Origin of the sequence: Photobacterium chitinilyticum (genome assembly GCF_004104355.1) — a bacterium.
In the GTDB taxonomy this organism is placed as follows: domain Bacteria; phylum Pseudomonadota; class Gammaproteobacteria; order Enterobacterales; family Vibrionaceae; genus Photobacterium; species Photobacterium chitinilyticum.
Genome location: NZ_RJLM01000008.1, coordinates 130,593 through 147,363 on the forward strand (window position 1 = coordinate 130,593; position 16,771 = coordinate 147,363).

General features: G+C 47.9%; 15 protein-coding genes. 6 read left to right on the plus strand and 9 right to left on the minus strand.

The features are described from left to right. Nucleotides 1-115: 115 nt before the first annotated feature. The 3 genes from recJ to xerD all read right to left on the minus strand — a co-directional run bounded on the left by recJ (nt 116) and on the right by xerD (nt 3,822). Nucleotides 116-1,840, minus strand: a complete 1,725-nt coding sequence (gene recJ / locus EDI28_RS18165) for a single-stranded-DNA-specific exonuclease RecJ (protein ID WP_128785308.1) — start codon at nt 1,838-1,840, stop codon at nt 116-118. A 165-nt stretch (nt 1,841-2,005) separates the two neighbouring features. Continuing rightward, nucleotides 2,006-2,728, minus strand: coding sequence for a bifunctional protein-disulfide isomerase/oxidoreductase DsbC (gene dsbC, locus EDI28_RS18170; RefSeq protein ID WP_128785309.1), 723 nt, complete (start codon nt 2,726-2,728; stop codon nt 2,006-2,008). 161 nt (nt 2,729-2,889) lie between these two features. Continuing rightward, nucleotides 2,890-3,822: a site-specific tyrosine recombinase XerD gene (xerD, locus tag EDI28_RS18175; RefSeq protein WP_128785310.1), complete on the minus strand. Its 933-nt coding sequence runs from the start codon at nt 3,820-3,822 to the stop codon at nt 2,890-2,892. 211 nt (nt 3,823-4,033) lie between these two features. Here xerD and fldB point away from each other — a divergent pair, with 211 nt between their 5' ends. Beyond that, nucleotides 4,034-4,552 (plus strand): flavodoxin FldB, encoded by a 519-nt coding sequence (gene fldB / locus EDI28_RS18180; protein ID WP_128785311.1) that lies wholly within the window; start codon nt 4,034-4,036, stop codon nt 4,550-4,552. Between the two features lie 64 nt (nt 4,553-4,616). On the opposite strand, the gene brnQ is transcribed toward fldB, so the two are convergent. Then, nucleotides 4,617-5,924 (minus strand): branched-chain amino acid transport system II carrier protein, encoded by a 1,308-nt coding sequence (gene brnQ, locus EDI28_RS18185; protein ID WP_128785312.1) that lies wholly within the window; start codon nt 5,922-5,924, stop codon nt 4,617-4,619. 393 nt (nt 5,925-6,317) lie between these two features. Between brnQ and EDI28_RS18190 the strand changes: the two genes are divergently transcribed. After that, complete coding sequence (locus EDI28_RS18190) at nt 6,318-7,034, plus strand: tRNA1(Val) (adenine(37)-N6)-methyltransferase (RefSeq protein WP_128785313.1); 717 nt, start codon at nt 6,318-6,320, stop codon at nt 7,032-7,034. A gap of 182 nt (nt 7,035-7,216) precedes the next feature. Next, on the plus strand, nt 7,217-8,479 hold the full coding sequence (gene srmB / locus EDI28_RS18195) for an ATP-dependent RNA helicase SrmB (protein ID WP_128785314.1): 1,263 nt from the start codon (nt 7,217-7,219) through the stop codon (nt 8,477-8,479). 89 nt (nt 8,480-8,568) lie between these two features. On the opposite strand, the gene yaaA is transcribed toward srmB, so the two are convergent. After that, entirely contained in the window at nt 8,569-9,342 is a 774-nt protein-coding gene (gene yaaA / locus EDI28_RS18200) for a peroxide stress protein YaaA (protein ID WP_128785315.1), read from the minus strand. Between the two features lie 109 nt (nt 9,343-9,451). Further along, a complete protein-coding gene (locus EDI28_RS18205; protein WP_128785316.1) occupies nt 9,452-10,882 on the minus strand; it encodes an alanine/glycine:cation symporter family protein in 1,431 nt (476 codons plus the stop codon). Between the two features lie 676 nt (nt 10,883-11,558). On the opposite strand from EDI28_RS18205, the gene EDI28_RS18210 reads away from it, so the two are divergent. Then, a complete protein-coding gene (locus tag EDI28_RS18210; protein ID WP_128785317.1) occupies nt 11,559-11,741 on the plus strand; it encodes a DUF3545 family protein in 183 nt (60 codons plus the stop codon). A gap of 91 nt (nt 11,742-11,832) precedes the next feature. Here the strand turns inward: EDI28_RS18210 and EDI28_RS18215 are convergent, their stop codons facing one another. The 3 genes from EDI28_RS18215 to nfo form a co-directional block, all read right to left on the minus strand. Further along, nucleotides 11,833-12,366, minus strand: a complete 534-nt coding sequence (locus tag EDI28_RS18215; RefSeq protein ID WP_128785318.1) for a hemerythrin domain-containing protein — start codon at nt 12,364-12,366, stop codon at nt 11,833-11,835. Nucleotides 12,367-12,488: 122 nt separating this feature from the next. Beyond that, a complete protein-coding gene (ung, locus tag EDI28_RS18220) occupies nt 12,489-13,169 on the minus strand; it encodes a uracil-DNA glycosylase (RefSeq protein ID WP_128785319.1) in 681 nt (226 codons plus the stop codon). Nucleotides 13,170-13,637: 468 nt separating this feature from the next. Continuing rightward, the gene (nfo, locus tag EDI28_RS18225) at nt 13,638-14,483 is read right to left on the minus strand and encodes a deoxyribonuclease IV (protein ID WP_128785320.1); all 846 of its coding nucleotides are present in this window, start codon (nt 14,481-14,483) and stop codon (nt 13,638-13,640) included. 361 nt (nt 14,484-14,844) lie between these two features. On the opposite strand from nfo, the gene grcA reads away from it, so the two are divergent. Continuing rightward, a complete protein-coding gene (gene grcA / locus EDI28_RS18230) occupies nt 14,845-15,222 on the plus strand; it encodes an autonomous glycyl radical cofactor GrcA (RefSeq protein ID WP_128785321.1) in 378 nt (125 codons plus the stop codon). A gap of 296 nt (nt 15,223-15,518) precedes the next feature. Continuing rightward, nucleotides 15,519-16,697 (plus strand): dicarboxylate/amino acid:cation symporter, encoded by a 1,179-nt coding sequence (locus tag EDI28_RS18235; protein ID WP_128785322.1) that lies wholly within the window; start codon nt 15,519-15,521, stop codon nt 16,695-16,697. The last annotated feature ends 74 nt before the right edge of the window (nt 16,698-16,771 follow it).

Here is a 16,771-nt window from a genome sequence, read left to right on the forward strand (position 1 = left end):
GTCACAGAAACAGTGTTGTCACCATCTTGAAATAATCTGTTTACCCTCTTTGCGGCAAGAGTCTTATGATCTTGCTCACAGTTACGGCGCCGGAAAGCGCCGCTATCGGCTTCGATTATACGGCTTCGATATGCTCAATCATCAGCTGGGCACTGCTATTACCCCGAAATTCGTTTACATCCAGGCGGTACACTAACTGAACTTGCTGCACCGAGGCATCCGGCCAGCAGCGAATATCAATATTGAAGGCAATACCATCGATAACACTGCCCCCCGTCATAGGCTCAAGCATCATTTTCAGATGCTTGCCACCCACCAGCTTCTGGTGTAGCAGGCGAAACTTGCCATCAAACATTGGCTCAGGGAATTGCTGCCCCCAAGGACCGCCCGATCGCAGCAATTCAGCCGTTTGCAAATTCAACTCATGGCTATCTAGCTCACCATCGGACAACAAAACACCCTTGAGCGCGTCTTCATCCAGCTCCTTGCGCACCGCCAGATCAAACGCCTTGCTAAAAGCGGCCAGTTTGTCTTCGGGGATTGTCAGCCCTGCCGCCATGGCATGACCACCAAACTTAGCTATCATTCCCGGGTTCTGGGTATCGATAAGATCAAGTACATCACGCATATGCAGGCCAGGAATAGAACGACACGAGCCTTTGATTTCGCCATTGCCGGTATCGGCAAAGGCTATCACCGGACGGTGATACAGCTCCTTGATCCGTGAAGCCAGAATACCAATTACCCCCTGATGCCAGTCACGCTGGAACAGCGCCAAACCATAGGGCATATCTTTCTGATTGAATTGAAGACGCTCGCAGATAGCCAAGGCCTCTTCCTTCATGCCGTGCTCGATTTCTTTTCGAGTCTGGTTCAATGCATCAAGTTCCGATGCCATTCGCCGGGCAGCCTGAATATTGTCACTAAGCAGCAGCTCAACGCCGAACGACATGTCATCCAGACGTCCTGCGGCATTTATTCGAGGGCCAAGAGCAAACCCCAGGTCGCTCGACACCAGTCGTGCCGGATCGCGCTTGGCTACCTCAATCAGCGCCTGAATCCCCGGACGACATTTACCGGCACGAATTCGCTGCAGCCCCTGATGGACCAATATGCGATTATTGCCATCCAGAGCGACAACATCAGCAACAGTACCCAATGCCACCAAATCCAGCAATTCGGCCAAATTAGGCTCCGCAATCCCCTGCTGGCCAAACCATCCGTTTTGGCGCAACTCTGCCCGCAATGCCAGCATAAGATAAAACGCCACACCGACACCACAGAGCGACTTGGAAGGGAAACCGCATTCATGCAGATTAGGGTTCACAATTGCATCAGCAAGCGGTAATTCTCCCCCCGGCAAATGATGATCAGTCACCAATACCTGGATACCCTTGGCTTTCGCAGCCGCCACGCCCGCAATAGACGAAACGCCATTATCCACCGTCATGATCAGCTCGGCGCCTCGTTCTTCTACCTGAGCAACCACCTCCGGACTCAAACCATAACCATCATCAAAACGGTTGGGAACCAGGTAATCAACATTACGGCAGCCCAACATTTTAAGCGCCAACACAGACAGCGCTGCGCTCGTTGCTCCGTCAGCATCAAAATCACCGACGATGATGATCCGCAGGTTATCCGCCAGTGCCGACACCAGCAGCTGCACGGCAGGTTCAATGCCGTATAGCTGGTTAAATCCCAGCAGACCGCGGGCTCCGCGCTCAAGATCAGCATCACCGACCAAACCTCGGCTGGCATAAATCCGCTTTAACAGCGGGTGGATTGCATCAGAAAAGCCGGCGGTATCGGCCGGTGGGCGACGTTTAATTTCAATCATAACAAGGCTAAGTCTATGCTGGGTAAGTACCCGGTGCTGTGCACGAGGGGTAAGGGTTCTAGGTTCTAGGTTCTAGGTTCTAGGCATTATAGGTGCTATACCCAATATAAAAAACCCGAATTCGATCTCTCGAATTCGGGTTGGTATAAACGCTTGCCAATACTGTTAGCTTCGGCTATCTAACATCTTGCGCAGCATACCGGCAGGCTGGTAGCCCGGCAGCATGGTACCGTCTTCCAAAATCATCGCCGGGGTACCGCTGACTCCCATTGCTACACCAAGCTGATAGTGTTTGCGAACAAGATCTTCGCGCTGGGCAGTACTACTGATATCAAACTGGCCGTTCTTGGCATCATTCATCGCCTTGGCTGTATCTTTCGCTCCCCAGATAGCGCTCATCTCGGCAAAGTTGCGCGAACGTTCGCCACCACGCGGGAAAGCCAAGTAACGAATAGTGATACCGGCATCATTATAGGACTGCATTTCACTATGAAGCTTGCGGCAGTAACCACAGCTGGTATCGGTGAATACGGTAACGACATATTTCTCATCTTTGGCAGGGTACACGATCATCTCGTCTTCCATGCCTTTCAACTTGACCTTGTTCAGCTTGGCCATTTTCTGCTCCGTCAGGTTGACGGGCTGAGCACCATCATTTTTGTATAGCTGGCCAGCAAGGAAATAGTTACCGTCATCAGAAACATAAATGATCCCACGGTCTGTCACCACTTCATTCAGACCAGAAAACGGAGATGGTGTAATAGAGACCGGAGCAAGTCCCAATCCACTCAGTTTCGTCTTGATTGCAGCATCATCAGGTTTAGCCGCTGCTGTAAAAGCAGTGAGTGCCACAGCAGTTGCAAGTATCGTACGGCCAAAAAAGTGCATTCGACTATTTCCTTTCAGCAAAATTATGGATAACCAATAAGACCCTTAAGAGTCCGAAAATCTTTCATAGTTCAATTAATAAATCGGCTCTTTCAGTATAACCATCCCATTTATAAGCAACCAGTATATCGCATTTAACGCTTTAGCCCTACGGCAGCTCATCAAGCCCTTGGATGATGTGTTTCGTGCAGTTGCTTGAGTCGCTCTGTTGCCACATGGGTATAGATTTGCGTGGTAGACAAATCGCTATGACCAAGCAGCATCTGGACAACCCGTAGATCAGCACCGTAATTAAGTAAATGCGTAGCAAAAGCATGGCGCATTACATGGGGAGAGAGTTTATCCGAGTCAATACCTGCCAACACGGCGTAGTGCTTTATCCGGTGCCAGAAGGTCTGTCGTGTCATCTGCTTGGCACGCTTGCTAGGAAACACAACATCAGAGCTTTTCTCGCCCAGCAACTGCGGACGACCGGTCTCAAGAAATTGCTCAATCCAGTCAACGGCATTTTCTCCCATCGGGACCAGCCGTTCTTTGTTGCCTTTACCGATGACCCGTACCACCCCCTGGCGCAGGCTGACATTTTCCATCGTCAGACTGACCAACTCAGTTACACGCAACCCTGTCGCATAGAGCAGCTCCAGCATCGCCTTGTCCCGAAGCTCAATCGGATCATTGGGATCGGGCGCATCTAGCAGGGCATCAACCTGCTCTTCGCTGATATCTTTCGGCAGTCGCTTAGGCAGCCTCGGACTGACCAGCATCACACTGGGGTCATCCTCCCGAACTTTCTCCCGGTGCAAATACTGGTAGAGCCGCCGGATCGCCGAGACCATCCGGGCACGGGAGGTCTGCTTATAGCCAGCGTCAAACAACCATTGCTGGTAACGCTGTAAATCGTCCACCGAGGCGCTCTCAAAGCTGAGCTCTTCCTGCTCGATCCAACGGCGCAGTTTGCTTAAGTCGTTGCGGTACGAAGTGAGGGTATTTTCAGACAACCCCCTCTCCATCCACATTGCATCGAGAAACCGCTCAATGACCACTTCGTCGTTTTCCACCACAACCTCTAACCAATCGACCAATCCATAATGCATGGATAAATACACAGTAGTTTTGTCATGGTAGTCTATTTAAAGGCAAAAGTAACTTGTCATTTCACGGTCAAACCTATCAACAGCTTGATAACTAAATTGACTTAACTTAGCGCCAATGCCAAGCAGCAGCACACAGAATTAGTCAATAGCCTTCAACCTAGGTAAAATCTCCGGCTATTGTTCTAATGCACAAACCAACTGGACTAGCAGCATGAAAATTGGCTTATTCTACGGCTCAACCACCTGTTACACCGAAATGGCAGCAGAGAAAATCCGTGACTGTATCGGCGCAGAGCTGGTCGAGCTGCACAACATCAAAGATGCAGATATCAGCACGATGAATAATTTCGACATGCTGATCCTAGGGATCTCGACATGGGACTTTGGTGAGTTGCAGGAAGACTGGGAAGCCGTATGGGAGCAACTGGACGGAGTAACGCTAGAAGGAAAAACCGTCGCCCTGTTCGGCCTTGGTGATCAGGAAGGCTATACCGAGTGGTTCCTCGATGCGATGGGCATGCTGCATAACAAACTGCTTCCTACTGGCGCAAACTTTGTCGGCTACTGGCCTAACGAAGGCTATCAGTTTGAAGCCTCAAAAGCCTTGACCGCCGATAAGGCGTTTTTTGTCGGCTTGGCGCTGGATGAAGACAGCCAGTATGAGTTCAGTGATGATCGTATCACCCAATGGTGCGAGCAAATCCTAACAGAATACAGCGAAACGCTGTAATCCGCCTCGCCTCCAAAAAAAACGGGATGCCATTGGCATCCCGTAGTGTTTTTCAACAGACTAATTAAGCCGTCTGTTGTTCTGCCTGGATAGAAGAACCACCCACAAAGCGTGTAATTACCAAAGCAATTGTGGTTGGAAGCAACCATGCCATACCGTAGTCAAATAACGGAATAATTTTAAATGCCGTAACATCAAAGCCTGACACCTTAGCAGCATCAATCATGCTGAATGACAACGCTACCAACATAACCACTCGGTATGACAATGCTGGATTCGGCAACCACCGACGGATAAACGTTAAAATAACCAAAGCCATCGCAATCGGATACAAAGCAAACAGTGCTGGTAAGGAAATTTTGATTAACTGGTTCAAACCTACATTGGCTACCACACAGCAAATCACAGCAAGTACTGTTACCCATTTCTCGTATGACCAACTAGTTAGTGTCGAGAAGTACTCGGAACAAGCGCTTATCAGACCAACAACTGTCGTCAAACAAGCCAATAAAACGATCAGTGACAAAATCATCTGTCCGGCAGGACCAAACAGTGCTGCAACATAAATCGCTAGAATATCACCACCGTTCGCGGCATTCGCGGCTATTTCAACACTTGTAGCACCAAGATAGAACAGTGATACGTAAACAAAAGCCAGGCCTGCAGCAGCAATCAAACCTGCACAAATAAGATACTTACGTGTCGCCGTCTCATCCGTCACGCCTTTACTACGAACCGCATCAACAATTACCATACCAAACAGCAAGGCAGCAACAGCATCTAGCGTGTTGTAACCTTCAACGAAACCTTTAATGAATGGCATTTCGATGTAATCGCCTTTCGCCGCTTCAATAGCATCTTGTGGATTAACCACAACAGCGATAGCCAGAGCAACAAGGGCAACAAACAAAATCGGGGTCAGGAACTTACCAACCATATCGACCAAGTTGCCGCGCGAGCGAGAGAGAAACAGAGCGATAGCAAAAAAGACAATAGAGAAAATAGTTAGGCTAAGCTGACCGGCATCTGCAATAAACGGTTTCACACCCATCTCGTAAGCTACGAGACCAGCACGCGGTGCTGCGAATGCAGGACCTATAACGATAAAAATCAATACCGCAAGCAGCGTTGCTGCCTTGGACGGCAAATCACGGGTCAGGCCTTTCCAACCACCAGCCAATGCTACGGCAATAATAGCAATAAGCGGTAAGCTTACCCCCGTCGAAAGGAAGCCAAGCATAGCAGGAACTAAATGTTCACCGGCTTGTTGACCCGCCTGAGGTGGGAAAATGATATTACCAGCCCCTAAAAAGAACGCGAAGGTCATAAAACCTAACGCTAGTATGTCTGTTGTTTTGAGTGTTTTTTTCAAACTGCACCTTCCACTCTGTCTGTATATGTTGTGTCTGCGTATTTAGAATTATTTGTCACAATTTACTTATTGCTAAATGTGACATGTATCGCAGCATAATGAAGAAAAAGAGAACAATAAGCAACCACCCAGTCAAAAACACCACAATCTTTGGCTCGCAACCTCAAAAACCAGCATAACAAACCAATCTGAAAGCCAAATCAAAAACATACCACCAAGAAATAACGGTTATTAAAAAGATAAAAAATAGCATTAATATCCAAACAACAACAAATTAACAAAATTAAAATACTCTTCAGCCCAAAGCTAACTGGTTATAATGCTGATCCAATGGTGCTGGCAGCCAGTTTGAACGGAAAAAGGCTGCCAATATTGAATTTTCCGGAGATTCAGATGGCAAAAGGTTTTACTTTCAAACAGTTCCACGTTGATGATTTTGGCTGTGGGATGCCGGTCAGTACCGACGGAGTACTCCTGGGGGCTTGGGCGGAACTATCTCTGCATGGCCCGCTCCTCGATATTGGTACCGGCAGCGGACTATTGGCATTGATTGCGGCTCAGCGCACAGCCGCGACAGCCCCTCCAATTGTAGCTGTCGAAATTGATCACGCAGCCGCCAACGCGGCTAACCAAAACTTCGTGCAATCACCGTGGTCTGAGCGCCTTCACTGCATTGAACAAAATATCGAGCTCTGGGCAACCCAGCAGCCAGCCGGCTGCTTCAGCACAATCATCTGCAATCCCCCGTATTTTAATTCAGGTATATTGGCTGAGTGCCAGTCTCGGGCGACCGCTCGCCATACCGGCAGCCTGACCCACTCAAAGCTGCTGGTTACTATCCGGCACTTGCTCAGTGAAACAGGATCCGCCAGCCTTATCCTCCCCGTGAATGAAGGTAGGCAACTCATCGAATTAGCACCGTCTTATCAACTTTTCTGCCGCCGGCTATGTGAAGTCCGCAGCACTGAGAAAAAGCCCGTCAGCCGCCTGCTGATAACGCTGTCAGCACAACCTGGTGATATGCGCACCGAGCAGCTATCTATCCATCACCAGGGGGAATATTCCGCTTCATTCACAGCCCTGGCCCGTGATTTTTACCTTAAGCTTTGACTACATACCTGAGCCAAGCAGGTGCAAGATGACTTTATCACGAAGTTTTTATACTTTAATCGGTGATACTTGCGGCAATTATCTCTATAATGCCGCCCCTTATATCAATGCCTCTCGCCGTTACTCCGAGCATCTTTTGGGTAATGGCTGGCGTTAGTCTTATTCCCGAGGAGAAACGACTGGTGAGAGACTTTTCCGAATTAGAGTTAGATAGCGAGCTACTACAAGCGATTGAAGAAGTCGGCTATGACCGGCCGACCGTTGTTCAGGCCCAGGCTATCCCTCATGCCCTGGACGGTAGAGATATTTTGGCTTCCGCTCCAACCGGTACCGGAAAAACTGCCGCATTTCTTCTGCCAATGCTTCAGCATCTACAGGACTTCCCGCGTAAAAAACCGGGGCCGGCTCGCGTACTGGTGTTAACCCCAACCCGTGAGCTGGCAATCCAGGTTGCCGAGCAGGCACGCGCGCTGGCAAAATTCACCAACCAGAAAATCTTCACGATCACTGGTGGTATCTCCTACGACGATCATGCCGAGCTACTGGGAAAAACCCAGGATATCGTGGTGGCAACACCGGGCCGTTTGATGGAGTACATCGAAACAGAACGTTTTGACTGCCGCGCCATTGAATGTCTGATCCTTGATGAAGCCGACCGAATGCTGGATATGGGCTTTACCAAAATCGTCGAGCGCATCAACAAAGAGTGCCGCTGGCGCCGCCAAAGCCTGCTGTTTTCGGCAACACTGGAAGGTAAAGGGGTTCGTGAATTCTCGCAAACGATTCTGACTGAGCCGGTTGAAGTCAATGCAGAGCCTTCACGTCGCGAGCGCAAAAAAATCCACCAGCTATACCTGCGTTGTGATGATATGAATCACAAGCTGGCACTGCTGGAAAATATCCTAAACCATCAGGCCGAACGCAGTATCGTGTTTATCAAAACACGTGAACGTCTTGGTGAGCTACGTGATCAGCTAACCGCAATGAACATCAAATGCAGCTGGATCCAAGGCGAAATGGCGCAGATATCGCGCAACAATGCCATCGCCCGCTTTCGCGATGGCGAAGTCAACGTCCTGCTTGCAACCGACGTTGCTGCCCGTGGTATCGACCTACCGGATGTTAGTCATGTGATTAACTTTGATATGCCTCGCACTGCCGATGTCTATCTGCACCGCATCGGACGTACAGCTCGTGCAGGTAAAAAAGGAACGGCTATCTCGCTAATCGAAGCCCATGATCAGTCAATGATCGAACGTGTAGGCCGCTACATGAAGGAAGAGGTGCCGGAGCGCTTTATCAACGGATTACGTCCCGCGAGCAAAAAGTCGAAGACAGTTAAGAAGAAAAAAGTAAAAGTCGACAAAAAGCTCAAGGCGGCAAAAGTAAAGAAAGCCGCAAAGAAGAAAAAAAAAGCAGCACAGTCAAAGCCAGAGAGTAAATAAAGGCCTTGCCAAAGACCGCTCCTTAACAACATAAGGCAGGGAATCCCCCTGCCTTTGTTTTATCTTCCAAGAATTTAATGTAGCCGCAATTACTGCTCATCCCGCTTGAAGACCAAGTCCTTGTCCGTCGACTCTGCCGGAACAAAATAGTACCCCGCGACATCAAACTGCTTCAGGCCTTCTACAGAATCAATTTTATTATCAAGAATATAGCGAACCATCATGCCTCGTGCTTTTTTGGCATAAAAGCTAATAACCTTGTAATTGCCGTTCTTGCAGTCCTTGAACACCGGGGTGATCAGCTGCGCATCCAGTTTTTTCGGTTTAACCGACTTAAAATACTCGTTCGAGGCCAGATTAACCAATAGCTTGTCGCCTTGCTCTGCCAGGGCAGCATTCAATTTATCGGTAATGATATCCCCCCAGAATTGGTACAGATTGGTACCGCGAGAATTGGCAAGCCTAGTCCCCATCTCAAGACGATATGGCTGCATCAGGTCAAGCGGCCGTAACAAACCATAGAGACCAGATAACATGCGAAGATGCTGTTGCGCATAGGCAAAGCCCTCATCAGACAGTGTCTCTGCAGCCAACCCCGTGTAGACATCCCCCTTGAAGGCCAGAATGGCCTGGCGGGCATTATCTGAGGTAAATTCCGGCTGCCATTCAGCAAAACGGGCAGCATTCAAGCCAGCAATTTTATCACTGACCTTCATCAAGCTGGCAATATCCACTGGCGTTAGCTTTCTACACACCTCAATAAGCTCAGCCGAATGCTCGGTCAGCTCTGGCTGAGTATAGTTCTGTGTTGCCAGAGGCGATTCATAATCAAGTGTTTTTGCTGGAGAAACCACAATTAACATAAGGCTTTATTCTCAGTAAGGCTAACTGCACGAAAGATTAACACCGATGCAAAAAAAAACCACGCGATAGTCGCGTGGCTTTAATTATTTTTCTGATAGGCAGGGCCAATCAATTCTTGTCTGACTGATCCCAGATCCCTTCTTCCAACTGAGCATGGAGCTCAGGGTAATCATTGCTGTCGAACGTAGGCACCTTACCCAGCGACAGCTGCTTGTTGTAATCCTGAGCCAACTTCACCACGGTGCCCGATAACAGCACAATGGCAATCAGGTTGATGATCGCCATCATCCCCATCGAGACATCCGCCATTGCCCACACAGTAGGAAGATCAGCGATTGCACCGAACATCACCATGCCCAATACAACGACCCTAAATACTGTCAAGCCTGCTTTATGATTGTGCTCAAGGAAGATCAGGTTGGTTTCGGCGTATGAATAATTAGCCACCAGCGAGGTGAAAGCAAAGAAGAAAATGGCTACCGCGATAAAGATCGCCCCCCACCCCCCAACTTGCGAGCTCAGTGCGCGCTGAGTCAGCTCAATGCCGGTGATTTCGCCATGCGGTACGTATTCACCAGACATCAAGATGATGGCAACCGTTGCCGAGCAGATCACAATCGTATCCATGAATACCCCGAGCATCTGCACATACCCCTGGGAAGCAGGGTGAGGCGGATACGGCGTCGCGGATGCCGCGGCATTGGGTGCCGACCCCATGCCCGCTTCATTCGAGAACAAGCCCCGCTTCAGGCCATTTATCATGCCCTGGGCAATGGAATAACCCAGCGCACCCGATGCCGCTTCCTCAAGGCCAAAAGCACTTCGGAATATCATCAACAGCACGTCAGGCAGCTTGCCAAGATTGGTAAACATAATAAACAATGCCAATACCAGGTAACACAGCGCCATTGCCGGAACCAGGATCTCAGCGGTACGTGCGATTGCCCGCAGGCCACCAAAGATAATCACCCCCGTCATCAGCACCAGGACCACACCGACATAAGTCGGATTCCAGCCAAACGCTACATTCATCGCCAGAGTAATAGAATTGGCCTGCACTGAGTTGAAAACAAGCCCAAAAGCAATGATCAGGAAAATGGAAAACACCACTCCCATCCAGCGCATTCCCAGACCTTTCTCCATATAATAGGCAGGCCCGCCTCGGTAGTTACCGTCGTCATCTCGAGTTTTGTACAACTGCGCCAAAGCGCTTTCGGCAAATGCCGTCGCCATTCCCAGCATGGCTATCAGCCACATCCAGAAAATGGCACCGGGTCCACCGAGGGTCAAAGCCACCGCTACCCCAGCCATATTGCCAGTTCCCACCCGGGCCGCCAAACTGGTACACAATGCCTGAAAGGAAGAGATACCAGCCTTATCTGATTTTCGGCTGTTCTTCATTACGCTGAACATGTGGCCGAAATGTCGGAACTGAATAAACCCCAAGCGATAGGTGAAAAACACCCCCACCCCGATAAGCAAATAAATGAGCACGGAGCCCCATAACAGATCGTTTAAAAAATTAATCTGGCTTGACACGTATACCCCTCGAAAATGATAAAAAGGACTATTCCCAGCACCTATTTCCAATAGTACTGAATATAATCAAAATATTAGGGTTGCCTACTAACAACCTTAGTCGTTCTTTTTTATGTGGCAAATGACAGGTGCAATATTCGCTCAACCTCGCGAGTATGTGCTACCCGAATGCAGCTTATCTATGTTTTATGACTGCAGATGGCATATGATCATGCAAAGATATTCATCAAAAATCAATATGCCCAGCCGGAGTATGGGGAGTTGCAATCGAGGAATTAAACGTAAAAACCAAGCGTTCAAATAATTCTTATTAACAATTTCAATCAATCGCGACAACACTGATTTCAGTACGTTACCACGATTTTCTTATCGCAATACAACAAGCTGATAGCCTCGTTTTCCTGTCCTAATATCTCCCTGCCACACGATGAATATTGATGGTAGTAGCAATAAACCGCCACCAGAATCACCGGTGGATAACTCTTTAAAATTCATCCTTCTACCAACAATTACCCGAGCAACAATCGATTACTTATTGACCAGGTGAGTTCTAGTTGCGAGAGAGCGCTCATAAAAAGTTCATAAACAGGTAACAAATGCGAAACAGGTCAATTTTATTTTAATTGCCAATATGATATTTAACTAGAGACCAATCTGGTAAGGAAAGAGGTGCTCTATGGATAGCTTTGCATTCGATGACATTCTTGCAACAGATACACCACGCCGTGCTGCTCGCAGCAAGCCCGTTAAGCGTAAGTGGCGTGAAATCGAAGCTCTAAAGGACAAGCAGAGACTTCGTAAAGAATTAGAAGATATTGATATGTTCAGAGATTATTCCGACGACATCAATATCAGTTAATTCAACATATCACGAATCAAAGCACCGGCATTAACCGGTGCTTTTCTTTCTGATCGCTCTTTGATGAATTGGAACACACCTGAACTTGGTGCTAGGCCTTTAGCCGTTCAGCCAGATTCCGGTAGCGTTCAGAGACTGTGTCACCGAATAACGGATCACAACCACATTCTTCGTATTCAGCCGAGACGGCAATCCAGTCTTCGGCGGTAAATGTACGCCGGATCAAAGGTAAAACATGCTTTTCCTCAAACTCGAGGTGAGCCTTTTGTCTCGCGACGAAGGTATTGAGTTTTTCGGCAAAAACATCAAGAGGGATCACTGCATCCATCAAGATCATATCTACGGCGTCGGCAAAGTCATGGGTTAACTCAGCCAGCTCGACATGCTCGGCTTCCAAGCTTTGCATTTCGCCACAACTTGCATAATGCGACTGATAATAGCGATACAGAAGATCTTCTTTCGGATGATGACAGCACTCTGCGTACTTTTGCAAATACTCAACAATGTCTTTGATCAGGCAATAGTTCACCGGCTTACCATTTTGGATCGCAACCAGCTTTTGCGTCAGGATGTTCAACAGCCGATTAATATAGCCATGTTCGGTGTGAATACTTTCCAGCATCATAGCTCCCTCCCAAATATTCTTCCTTAAACATTATTTTGAGTGTAAGCCTTGCTGGGCAAAGTCGCTTTGATCCTGATTGTTTATCGCTCAATTGAGTTACAAAAATGTCACATCACAGTAAATCAGAAACAATCCTCTAACTTCCAATCAATTTCCGGCTTATTCATCTGCCCCAGTAGCGTATTGGCCTGAGAGAAATGTTTGCAACCAAAGAATCCACGATAGGCAGATAATGGAGAAGGGTGGGCAGACTTCAGAATATGGTGCTTGTCGCTATTTATCTTCTTTCCTTTTTTTTGCGCATGCGCTCCCCAAAGCAGGAAAACTACCCCTTCGAGATGCAGATCCAACGTTTCAATCACCCGATCAGTGAACGTCTCCCAGCCCACTTTGGCATGAGAGTGCGCTTTGCCCTGTTCAACAGTTAGAACCGTATTGAGTAACAGGACTCCCTGCTTAGCCCAGCTCTGAAGGTAACCGTGCTGTGGAATATTGAAATCAGGGATATCAGTGGCCAGCTCTTTATACATATTGGCCAAGGACGGTGGGGCTTTAACGCCGGGGCGAACTGAAAAGCTCAGGCCATGTGCCTGATCGGGACCATGATACGGATCCTGGCCCAAAATGACGACCTTAACATCTTTAAATGGTGTGGTATCAAAAGCACTGAACACATCTTTCTCTGGTGGGTAGATCACTTTCCCGGCAGCTCGCTCGGCAGCAACAAACTGTTCAATGTTCTGGAAATAAGGTTGCTCTCGCTGCTGAAGAATAAACTCCTGCCAGGTCACCTCTTGACTCATGACTTGCTCCTGATACTAAACTTGACCGTCCATTTTAGTCCCCTTTTTCTCAATAAGAAAATACGGTCTGCCGATCAGGAGCAATCATCTTCTCTTCATGTTCTATTTCTGTTCAGGATGAGAATGATGCTGAGTGGGTGTCCGCCAGTGTCCTCGCCCCTGGATTGGGCGATTAGCCTGAGGAAATCGCACTGCAAAACCTATATATACAATCATCATGTCAGTGTTCATTGGAGCCTCCGAAATCTATCGATAATGAAAAAAGTATTTATATCTATCGTCACATATAGAGCTATGAAAAATTAATGCCAGAAAAACAACATCACGAATAATACCTTACAATCAAAGCCTTATATCTTTACTGCAAACTAACTCACTGATAAAAAAGCACTCAACCTGGGCAACTGCCCATGTTGAGTGCAATCAATAAAAAATACGAGTCGCTGTATGCGCCGTTGTATATGCCACTTATTCATTAATGAAGGAGCGAAGCGTCTTGATCTCCTGCTGCCAGATATCCGGGTTGATAGTTTCCAACACCAATGGGATATCATCAAAGCGTTTATCCTGCATCAGATAGCGGAAACAGTCCCAGCCTATCTCCCCTTCCCCCAGGCTATTGTGCCGGTCGAGCCGGCTGCCCAGTGCCCCTTTGGAATCATTCAGATGCATTCCGCGCAAGTACGTCATACCCACCACCCGGTCAAACTCGGCAAAAGTTGCCTCGGTTGCCGTCTCTGTCCGCAAATCATAGCCTGCTGCAAAGGTATGGCAGGTATCAATGCAGATCCCAATCCGTGTTTTGTCTTCAACCAGATCGATAATTTCCGCCAGGTGTTCAAACCGCCAGCCTAGGTTACTGCCTTGGCCTGCGGTATTCTCAATCACAGCGACAACATCTGACACCTCCTGGTGGGCTAGGTTGATAGATTCGGCTATCAATACCAGACACTCCCGTTCCGAAATTTTCTTTAGATGACTCCCCGGGTGGAAATTGAGCAATTTCAGCCCCAGCTGCTGACAACGCTGCATTTCATCAATAAATGCATTACGTGACTTTTCAAGCTTCTCTGTTTCGGGCGCACCCAGATTAATCAGGTACGAGTCATGTGGCAAAATAGCATCCGGTGAAAAGCCGTATTGCAGACAACGCGCCTTGAACGCCTGGATCACATCTGCCTCTAGCGGCTTGGCGACCCACTGGCGTTGATTCTTAGTAAAGAGCGCAAACGCATTCGCCCCAATCTTGGCAGCATTCTCCGGCGCATTGAATACTCCGCCTGCGGCTGATACATGTGCTCCAATTAACTTCATCTTTCTACCTTCTGCGATTGCATTGCTCTCAACGGCCCCTGTTATTTTCAAACGTCTGTCACTACAAAATGATCAGATACCGGCCACATTATTACGATAAATTGATGTTGTACACCTAATATAATGTTGTAATTTTACTACATTCAATGCATTCAACTATTTTTTAATATATAAACAACTGATAAGAAGCCAATAAATATAACGGTTAGTTGACCTAGCTCAATAAAACAGCCATGACAAATTTAAGGTTTTTTGTTGTTTTTTGATCTAAATCAATACCAGTTTCAGCCTAGCGAGATATATAATACCCAACTCAACATAAAATCGAAAAAATTAACAACATCCCTCGGAGGAGTAAGTCATGATCACAGGTATTCAAATCACCAAAGCTGCAAACGACAATCTACTGAATTCTATTTGGCTGCTAGACGGCGAAAAAAATGAAGCGCGTTGCGTAAGTGCCAAAGCAGGTTTCGACGCTGATCAAGTCGTTGCTACTTCTGAGCTGGGCGACATCGAGTACCGCGAACTGCCGATCGAAGCGCCAGCAAAAGTCGAAGGTGGTCAGCACCTGAACGTTAATGTTCTTAAGCGTGAAACACTGGAAGATGCAGCCAAGCACCCAGAAAAATACCCACAGCTAACTATCCGTGTATCTGGCTATGCGGTACGTTTCAACTCTCTGACAGTAGAGCAGCAGCGCGATGTTATCGCGCGCACGTTCACTAACAGCCTATAAGCCTCGCTGTTAAGGTAACGTCATAGCAAAAACGGCACTTCAGGTGCCGTTTTTTTGTATCTACCCATCACGATATCCCTGTTCATGAAGGCCTTAGCCCCTCTTTTGTTTAGTTTATATTCAACTTCATAAATACAACAAGTTTGATACATACCTCTCATTTCAGCCTAATATTTAGACATTAACACCTAAAAGTGCGTACATTGCCAGCATTGCCTATTGTTACCATTTATGGGAGCAACAGACAATTTCAATTGATGGAGTCATTCAAAACACACATCTCAGGAGCCAGCTTAATGAAGTTAATACTAAAACTAATTACAGGTATTTTGGTCGGTATCCTACTCGGATTTTTTGCCCCCGATGCAATCATTCGCGTCCTACTCACGGTAAAACTACTCGGTGGACAGTTAATTGGGTTCACCATTCCTCTAATCATTCTGTTTTACATCACCAGCGGTATTGCCAGCCTTCCTAAAAATTCCGGTTCGCTATTGGGAAAAACCGTTGCGCTATCATACGGTTCAACGATCATCGCCGGCAGCCTGGCTTTTCTTGTCGCCAGCATGGTTATTGCAGGCCTACCGGAGCCAGCCGCCGCTGCCACAGATGCATCTGAAAAGCTAACTAGCTTTATCAGCCTCGAAATTCCACCTCTCTTTGGTGTTATGACAGCCTTGGCGACAGCCTTTTTGTTTGGTCTTGGGATCAGTATTACCAATAGCTCACAGCTAAAAGCGGTTGCCGAGGAAGGGCGCAGCGTCATTGATCTTCTGTTGGCCAAAGTCATCATTCCGTTGCTGCCGTTCTACATTGCCGGTGTATTTGCCGAGATGTCAGCCGAAGGTACTGTTTTCACAACATTGAAAACTTTTGGTGTCGTACTTGCTCTGGCAATCTTTATGCACTGGGTTTGGATCATGATCCAGTACACCATTACCGGCTTGGCTATCGGTCAGTCTCCGGTGAAGCTGATAAAAAACATGCTGCCGGCCTATTTCACTGCGATTGGTACCATGTCTTCTGCCGCAACGATCCCTGTTACTCTGCGCCAGACGAAAGAAAATGGCGTCGATGACTCTATAGCCAACTTCACCATTCCACTATGTGCGACCATCCACCTGTCGGGCTCGACCATTACCCTGGTTACCTGCTCAACAGCCGTCATGGCTTTGAGCCAGCATATCGCGATCCCGTCATTGATGGATATGCTACCGTTTATAATGATGCTGGGGATTACGATGATTGCCGCACCGGGTGCGCCGGGCGGTGCCGTAATGGCAGCACTGGGACTGATGTCGACTATGCTAGGTTTTGGTGAGGCGGAGCTGGCTCTGATGATCGCGCTGTATATGGCACAGGATAGCTTCGGCACTGCCTGTAACATCACCGGTGACGGTGCGATTTCCCTATGGGTGAACAAGTTTGCCAAGCATGAGCCAGAACCGGAAGCTCAACCCCAGCAGGAAAGCTAAATAGAACGACACACGCTCGTAGCAATATAGACTAGCTGCACAAACTAGCAGCAATAAAAAAGGTAGCCGGAAAG

Bases quoted from the DNA above. Each gene is read 5' to 3' on its own strand.
- EDI28_RS18215 (WP_128785318.1), bottom strand. From the start codon at position 12,366: ATGATGCTGGAAAGTATTCACACCGAACATGGCTATATTAATCGGCTG.
- ung (WP_128785319.1), bottom strand. From the start codon at position 13,169: ATGAGTCAAGAGGTGACCTGGCAGGAGTTTATTCTTCAGCAGCGAGAG.
- recJ (WP_128785308.1), bottom strand. From the start codon at position 1,840: ATGATTGAAATTAAACGTCGCCCACCGGCCGATACCGCCGGCTTTTCT.
- EDI28_RS18210 (WP_128785317.1), top strand. From the start codon at position 11,559: ATGGATAGCTTTGCATTCGATGACATTCTTGCAACAGATACACCACGC.
- EDI28_RS18190 (WP_128785313.1), top strand. From the start codon at position 6,318: ATGGCAAAAGGTTTTACTTTCAAACAGTTCCACGTTGATGATTTTGGC.
- dsbC (WP_128785309.1), bottom strand. From the start codon at position 2,728: ATGCACTTTTTTGGCCGTACGATACTTGCAACTGCTGTGGCACTCACT.
- grcA (WP_128785321.1), top strand. From the start codon at position 14,845: ATGATCACAGGTATTCAAATCACCAAAGCTGCAAACGACAATCTACTG.
- nfo (WP_128785320.1), bottom strand. From the start codon at position 14,483: ATGAAGTTAATTGGAGCACATGTATCAGCCGCAGGCGGAGTATTCAAT.
- EDI28_RS18235 (WP_128785322.1), top strand. From the start codon at position 15,519: ATGAAGTTAATACTAAAACTAATTACAGGTATTTTGGTCGGTATCCTA.
- fldB (WP_128785311.1), top strand. From the start codon at position 4,034: ATGAAAATTGGCTTATTCTACGGCTCAACCACCTGTTACACCGAAATG.
- xerD (WP_128785310.1), bottom strand. From the start codon at position 3,822: ATGCATTATGGATTGGTCGATTGGTTAGAGGTTGTGGTGGAAAACGAC.
- yaaA (WP_128785315.1), bottom strand. From the start codon at position 9,342: ATGTTAATTGTGGTTTCTCCAGCAAAAACACTTGATTATGAATCGCCT.